Source organism: Streptomyces sp. URMC 127, from assembly GCF_051386535.1.
GTDB lineage: Bacteria > Actinomycetota > Actinomycetes > Streptomycetales > Streptomycetaceae > Streptomyces.
In genome coordinates this window covers 63,503-70,225 of record NZ_JBPQTW010000013.1, presented here as the reverse complement: position 1 = coordinate 70,225, position 6,723 = coordinate 63,503, and the positions used below count along the sequence as shown (strand labels likewise).

The window sequence follows — 6,723 nt, the reverse complement described above, 5'->3', positions numbered from 1 at the left end:
GCACGTCGCCGCCCCGGCCGGCCCGGCGACGTGCTGCTGACCGGCGCCACCGGATTCGTCGGCGCCTTCCTCCTCGACCGGCTGCTGCGCGCCACCACCGCCCGCGTCCACTGCCCCGTACGGGCGTCGAGCCCCGCGCACGCCGAGCGGCGCGTGAAGGCCGGCCTCCTGCGCTACGGCCTTTGCCCCGACGACGCCGCCTGGCAGCGCGTCCGGTGCTTCCCCGCCGACCTGGCCGCTCCCGGCCTCGCACTGGCCCCCGCACACGCCGCCGAGCTGTCGCGCTCCCTGGACCTGATCATCCACAACGCCGCGCGCGTCAACTTCCTCTACCCGTACGAAGCCTTGCGCCCCGCCAACGTCGACGGCACCCGCGAGATCGTCAGGCTCGCCGCGCCCCGGCGCGTCCCCGTCCACTTCCTGTCGACCGTCGCCGTCGTCGCCGGCTTCGGCACGGCCGGCGTGCGCACGGTCGACGAGGACCTGCCGCTGGACCACGCCGACCGGCTCACCATGGGCTACGCGGAGAGCAAGTGGGTGGCCGAAGGGGTGCTGCGCAGCGCGGCCGAGCAGGGCCTGCCGACGGCCGTCTACCGGCCGTACGAGGTCACCGGCGACCGGCAGCACGGCGCCTGCAACACCGAGACGGCCATCTGCTCGCTGTTCAAGACCATCGCCGAGACCGGCCTCGCGCCCGACATCGACCTCCCGATGGACTTCGTGCCCGTCGACCACCTCGCCGAGGCCGTGGTCCACATCGCCACGCGGCGCCCGGCCACGGGACGGGTCCACCACGTCACCAACCCCCGCCCGGCCACCCTGGCCGACGTCCTCGACCGCATGCGAGCGGCCGGCTTCGCGCTGCGCACCATGCCGTACGAGCAGTGGGTCGGCGAACTCGTCCGCCACGTCGCGCGCAACCCCACCAGCCCCACGGCCCCGTTCGTCTCCCTGTGCGTCGACCGGAGCAACAAGGCCGACATCTCCGTGAAGGAGATGTACCTCAACGGCGTCTTCCCCGCCCTGGGCAGGCGCAACGCCGAGGAGGCGCTGGCCGGCAGCGGGCTTGTATGCCCGCCGGTCGACGCCGCCCTCCTCGACCGCTACCTGGAGTACTTCTTCACCTCCGGCTACATCGCCCGGCCCGCCCGCGCGGCCGCCGAGGAGGCGTGACATGACCGACACCACAGCCGTCGGAGACATGACCGACACGACAGCCGCCGAAGAAGCGCACGGCACCGCCGCCGCCCCCATGCCCGTCCCGGCCTTCGACCCCGCCGACCCCGGCCCGCCGTGCGCCTACGCGCGCCTGCGCACCGAAGCGCCCGTCGTCAAGGCGCTCATGCCCAACGGCGAGACGGGCTGGCTCATCAGCCGCCACGAGGACGTGCGCGCCGCGTTCGCCGACCCCCGCCTCACCCGGCCGCTGCTGTCCGCCTGGCCGCCCCGCGAGGGCGCCGACGCCCCGCCGCCGTGCCTGCCGACCTTCCTGGAGATGACCGGCGAGCACCACACCCGCGTCCGCCGCGCCGTCTCCCCGCTCTTCACCCGCCGCAGGCTGCAGTTCATGGCCCCGCGGATCCGGGTCATGGCGGAGGAGCTGATCGACACCATGGTGCGCGGCTCCGGCGACCGGACGGGCGACCTCGTCGCGTCCTTCACCGAGCCGCTGCCGCTGCGGGTCCTGTGCGAGACGGTGGGCCTGCCGCACGAGGACCGCGACCTCTACCTGCCGCACACCCTCACCCTGCTCAGCGCCGCCGGCCTGCCCATGGAGGAGATCCTCGCGGCGCTGTACGCCCTGCAGGACTACGCGTCCGGCCTGATCGACCGCAAAGAATCCCAGCACAAGGAATCCCAGCGCAACGAATCCCGGCGCAAGGAATCCCAGTCAGAAGGGGAGGACTACGTGAGCCTCCTCCTCGCCGAGAGCCGCCGCGAGGGCGGCGACCTCACCCGTGACGACGTCGTCAGCTTCGTCGTCACCATGCTCATGGCGGGCTACAAGACCAACATCCAGCACACCGCGAACGCCCTCCTCGCGCTGCTCACCCACCCCGAGCAGCTCCGCCGGCTGCGCGACGACCCGGAGGGCACCGACACCGCGGTGGAGGAGCTGCTGCGGTACGTCCCGCTGATGAACGCCATCAACGTCCTCGTCGCCCTGGAGGACTTCACCCTGCACGGGCAGCGGATCCGCGCCGGCGACGCGGTCCTCCCGGTGATCGCCTCCGCCAACCGCGACCCCGGTGCCTTCCCCGATCCCGACCGGCTCGACCTGACCCGTACGCCCAACGCGCACACCGCCTTCGGCTACGGGCCCCACTACTGCACCGGGGCCCACCTCACCCGGCTGCAGCTGTCGGTCGCCCTGCGCGTGCTGCTGGAGAAGCTGCCGGACCTGGAGCTCGCCGAGCCGGCGGATTCCCTGCCCTGGGACGAGACCACGCCGCTGCGCGCCCCGGCCCGGCTGCCCGTCCGCTGGTGACCCCCGCCCCGTCCGCTCCCCGAAAGGTTCCGCACGCCGTGTCCGCTCCGGAACAGACCCTGCCCCACTACCCCTTCAGCGACCGCGGCGACCGGCTCGCCCCCGAACTCCACGACCTGCAGGCCCGGTGCCCCGTGGCCAAGGTGCGCACGAACGCGGGCGGCGAGGCCTGGCTGGTCACCGGCTACGAGCTCGCCCAGCAGGTGCTGAGGGACCGCAAGTTCGCCCGGTCGGTGCTGGGCGTGCCCGGCGGCCCGACCCAGGACGCCCCGATCCTCGCGCCCGAGCTGCTGGACGCCATGAACCACCTGCAGCGCGCCGGGCTGCGCGACGAGGTACTCCAGGCGCTCGGCCGCAAGCAGCCCGACCTGCCGGCGGACTGGGTCGCCGGGATCACCGTCCAGGGCCTGGAGGCCATGGTCCGCGAGGGCGCCCCCGGCGACCTCCAGCACCACTTCGCCGAATGGGTCGCCGCGCAGTGCATGTGCCGCCTGCTGGGCCTGCCCTTCGAGGACCGCCACTGGCTGGCCGTCCGCGCCGACCTCGACCTCACCATGAAGACGCCCACCGACGAGGAGCTCGCCCGCAACTGGGAGGAGCTCCGCGTCTACATGCAGGAGTACACCGCCGCCCGGCCGGCCGAGCCCCGCGGTCTCCTCGACCGGCTCGCCGGCCTCAACGACCGCGACGAGCTCGCTGGGCGGCAGCAGGCGCTCGACGAGAAGCAGTTCTCGAACATCGCGGCGATGCTCTGGGTCACCAGCTACGAGGACTTCGCGAGCTTCCTCGGCGTCGCGGCACTCAACCTCCTCCGGCGCCCGGAGCTCATGGACACCCTGCGCGCTCGGCCGGAGCTCATGCCCCGGTGCGTCGAGGAGCTTCTGCGCTGCAGCGTCGTCCTCGGCAACGCGATCCCCCGCTTCGTCACGCGGGACACCGAGCTGGGCCCGGCGGCCGTCAAGGAGGGCGACCTGATCCTGCTCTCGCTCGACGCCGTCAACTTCGACCCCGCCGCCTTCGCCGAAGCGGAGGACTTCGACCCGGCGCGGTCGCCCAACCCGCACCTGCGCTTCGGCTACGGGCGGCACCACTGCCCGGGCGCGCACCTGGTCCGCCGCCAGTCCGAGACGGCGTTCCGGGCGCTGCTCGGCCATCTGCCGGGCCTGCGCCTCGCGGTGCCCGCGGACGAGGTCCCGTGGGTGCCCAACCGCATGGCCATCATGCCCGGGGGGCTGCCCGTCACCTGGTGAAACGGGGCCCGTGCGGGGGCGCGCAGCCTCCGCACGGGCGCCGCGTGCCGCGCGTCAGCGCTTGGCGACGAACGCCCGGCCCGACTTGCTGCCGGAGGAGCAGGAGGCCTTCTCCTCCGCGGTCATCTTGCGGGTCTTGACGACCACCGCGTTGCTCTTGCCGTCCGTGCCGTTGGGGGCGGGACCGGTGATGGTGTCCGGCACGTACCAGTAGTAGTGGCCCCACTTCGGGCTGTCGTAGTGGGTCTGCCACGTGCCCGAGACGGTCTGCATCACCTGGGCGCGGGAGATCCAGCCGACCTCGCCGGGCTTGACCGTCATGTTCAGTGAGCTGTTCTCCTCGTGGGAACTCGACCAGGTGTGGCCGTAGTTCGCGGTCACGCTGACGTCCACGATGCCCGCGATCTTGCCGCCGGCGGTGACGGAGACGCCGACGGAGTCCGTCGAGCCCACCGAGTCGGACCAGCCCATCGACTGCGTGGCGTCCGAGCTGCTGCAGTTGTAGAGCGAGTTGGACACCTGGCGGAACTCGCCCAGGAACGCCTTGCCGAGCACGGGGTCGTTGAAGCTGCACTTCCCCTCGCCCGACGCGCAGTCGGCTATGAGCTGCTTGCGCGTGGGCTGGTCGTCGGCGGAGGCCGGCGCGGCCATGGCGGCCGTCATCCCGAGCGCGGCCACCGAAAGGGCCGTCATTCTGGCGGCTTTACGCATTGTTTGCTTGTTCAACTTGATCGTGCGCCTCTCAACTCACGGTGCGGAACCAGTGGTTCCGGTGGTGATCTTGAGGCTCGTGCATAGATCGGGTCAACAACACCAAGAGTTTGCAAAGTTGTAGTTGATCTCAGAACGGTGCAGAACCTTATGCAACTGGTTGCAAAATGCGTGGGGGTGCTCTACAACAGGTACGACCACACCGTGAGGAAGGCCCCCGATGAGCCCGTCCACCCCCGCTGCCGGCCCGTACCCGCACCTCATGAGCCCCCTCGACCTCGGGTTCACCACCCTGCCCAACCGCGTGATCATGGGGTCGATGCACGTCGGGCTGGAGGAGGCCGAGCACGGCTTCGCCCGGATGGCCGCCTTCTACGCCGCCCGCGCCCGCGGCGGCGCCGGGCTGATCGTCACCGGCGGCATCGCCCCCAATGAGCGCGGGCGCCCCTGGGCGGGCGGCGCCAAGCTGACCACCGCCGCGGAGGCCGAAGAGCACCGCGCCGTGACCGCCGCCGTCCACCGCGAGGGCGGCAGGATCGCGCTGCAGATCCTGCACTTCGGCCGGTACGCCCACCACGCCGGCCTCGTCGCCCCCAGCGCGATCCAGGCCCCCATCAGCCCGTACGTCCCGCACGCCCTCACCGGCGACGAGATCGAGGAGACCGTCGAGGACTTCGTGCGGACCGCGGAGCTCGCCCGGGACGCCGGCTACGACGGCGTCGAGATCATGGGCTCCGAGGGCTACCTGATCAACGAGTTCACCGCGGCCGCCACCAACCGGCGCACCGACCGCTGGGGCGGCACGTACGAGAACCGGATCCGCTTCCCTGTGGAGATCGTCCGCCGCACCCGCGAGCGCCTCGGCCCGGACTTCATCCTGATCTACCGCCTGTCGATGCTCGACCTCGTGCCCGGCGGCTCCTCCCTCGCCGAAGTGATCACCCTCGCCCGGGAGATCGAGACCGCCGGCGCCACGATCATCAACACCGGCATCGGCTGGCACGAGGCCCGGATCCCCACCATCGCCACGTCGGTGCCGCGCGGCGCCTACGCCTGGGTGACGAAGAAGCTCATGGGCTCCGTCTCCGTCCCCCTGGTCACCACCAACCGCATCAACACCCCCGAGCTCGCCGAGAAGCTGCTCGCCGACGGCCACGCCGACCTCGTCTCCCTGGCCCGGCCCTTCCTCGCCGACCCCGACTTCGTCGCCAAGGCCCGCGCCGGCCGGGCCGAGGAGATCAACACCTGCATCGGCTGCAACCAGGCCTGCCTCGACCACACCTTCAGCGGCAGGATCACCTCCTGCCTGGTCAACCCGCGCGCCTGCCACGAGACCGAGCTCGTCCTCGCCCCCACCCGCCGCCGCAAGCGCATCGGCGTCGTCGGCGCCGGCCCCGCGGGCCTCGCCTTCGCCGTGTCTGCCGCCGAGCGCGGCCACGCCGTCACGCTGTACGACGCGGCCCCCGAGATCGGCGGGCAGCTGAACGTCGCCAAGCGCGTTCCCGGCAAGGAGGAGTTCGAGGAGACGCTGCGCTACTTCCGCACCCAGCTGGCCCTGCGCGGCGTCGACGTGCGGCTCTCCACCACCGTGACCGCCGCGGACCTCACGGCCGCCGCGTACGACGAGGTCGTCCTCGCCACCGGCGTCACCCCCCGCACCCCGGACATCCGCGGCACGGACCACCCGAGCGTGCTCGGCTACCTCGACGTCCTGCGCGACGGGGCGGAGGCCGGGAAGCGCGTCGCCGTCGTCGGCGCGGGCGGCATCGGCTTCGACGTCGCCGCCTACCTCACCGACAGCGGCGACGGCGCGAGCCTCGACCCGGAGACGTACTTCCGCCGCTGGGGCGTCGACACCGCCTACCGCACGCCCGGCGGCCTCGGCGAGGCCGACCGGCCCGCGCCGCCGCGCACCGTGCACCTCCTCCAGCGCAAGGCCACCAAGGTCGGGGCCGGGCTCGGCAAGACCACCGGCTGGATCCACCGCACCGAGCTCAAGCACCGCGGCGTCACCATGACCGCAGGCGTCACGTACGACCGCATCGACGACGCCGGCCTGCACCTCACCGTCGACGGCGAGCCCACCGTCCTGCCCGTCGACACGGTCGTGCTCTGCACGGGCCAGGAGCCGCGCCGCGAGCTGTACGAGGAGCTGCGCGCGGCCGGGCAGTCCGTCCACGTCATCGGCGGCGCCGACGTCGCCGCCGAACTCGACGCCAAGCGGGCCGTACGCCAGGGGACGGAGCTCGCCGCGGAGCTCTGAACGGGGGACCG

General features: G+C 72.5%; 5 protein-coding genes. 4 read left to right on the top strand and 1 reads right to left on the bottom strand.

The window, feature by feature from the left end:
• From ACSNOH_RS05645 to ACSNOH_RS05635, 3 genes are all read left to right on the top strand, one after another.
• Positions 1 to 1,173 (top strand): thioester reductase domain-containing protein (locus ACSNOH_RS05645; protein ID WP_436720075.1); only part of this gene is annotated, 1,173 nt, incomplete at its 5' end.
• Position 1,174: 1 nt separating this feature from the next.
• Entirely contained in the window at positions 1,175 to 2,488 is a 1,314-nt protein-coding gene (locus ACSNOH_RS05640) for a cytochrome P450 family protein (RefSeq protein WP_436720074.1), read from the top strand.
• A gap of 38 nt (positions 2,489 to 2,526) precedes the next feature.
• The gene (locus tag ACSNOH_RS05635; protein ID WP_436720073.1) at positions 2,527 to 3,738 is read left to right on the top strand and encodes a cytochrome P450; all 1,212 of its coding nucleotides are present in this window, start codon (positions 2,527 to 2,529) and stop codon (positions 3,736 to 3,738) included.
• Positions 3,739 to 3,792: 54 nt separating this feature from the next.
• Here the strand turns inward: ACSNOH_RS05635 and ACSNOH_RS05630 are convergent, their stop codons facing one another.
• Positions 3,793 to 4,431, bottom strand: coding sequence for a hypothetical protein (locus tag ACSNOH_RS05630; protein ID WP_436720072.1), 639 nt, complete (start codon positions 4,429 to 4,431; stop codon positions 3,793 to 3,795).
• Positions 4,432 to 4,669: 238 nt separating this feature from the next.
• Between ACSNOH_RS05630 and ACSNOH_RS05625 the strand changes: the two genes are divergently transcribed.
• On the top strand, positions 4,670 to 6,712 hold the full coding sequence (locus ACSNOH_RS05625; RefSeq protein WP_436720071.1) for an FAD-dependent oxidoreductase: 2,043 nt from the start codon (positions 4,670 to 4,672) through the stop codon (positions 6,710 to 6,712).
• Positions 6,713 to 6,723: the final 11 nt, after the last annotated feature.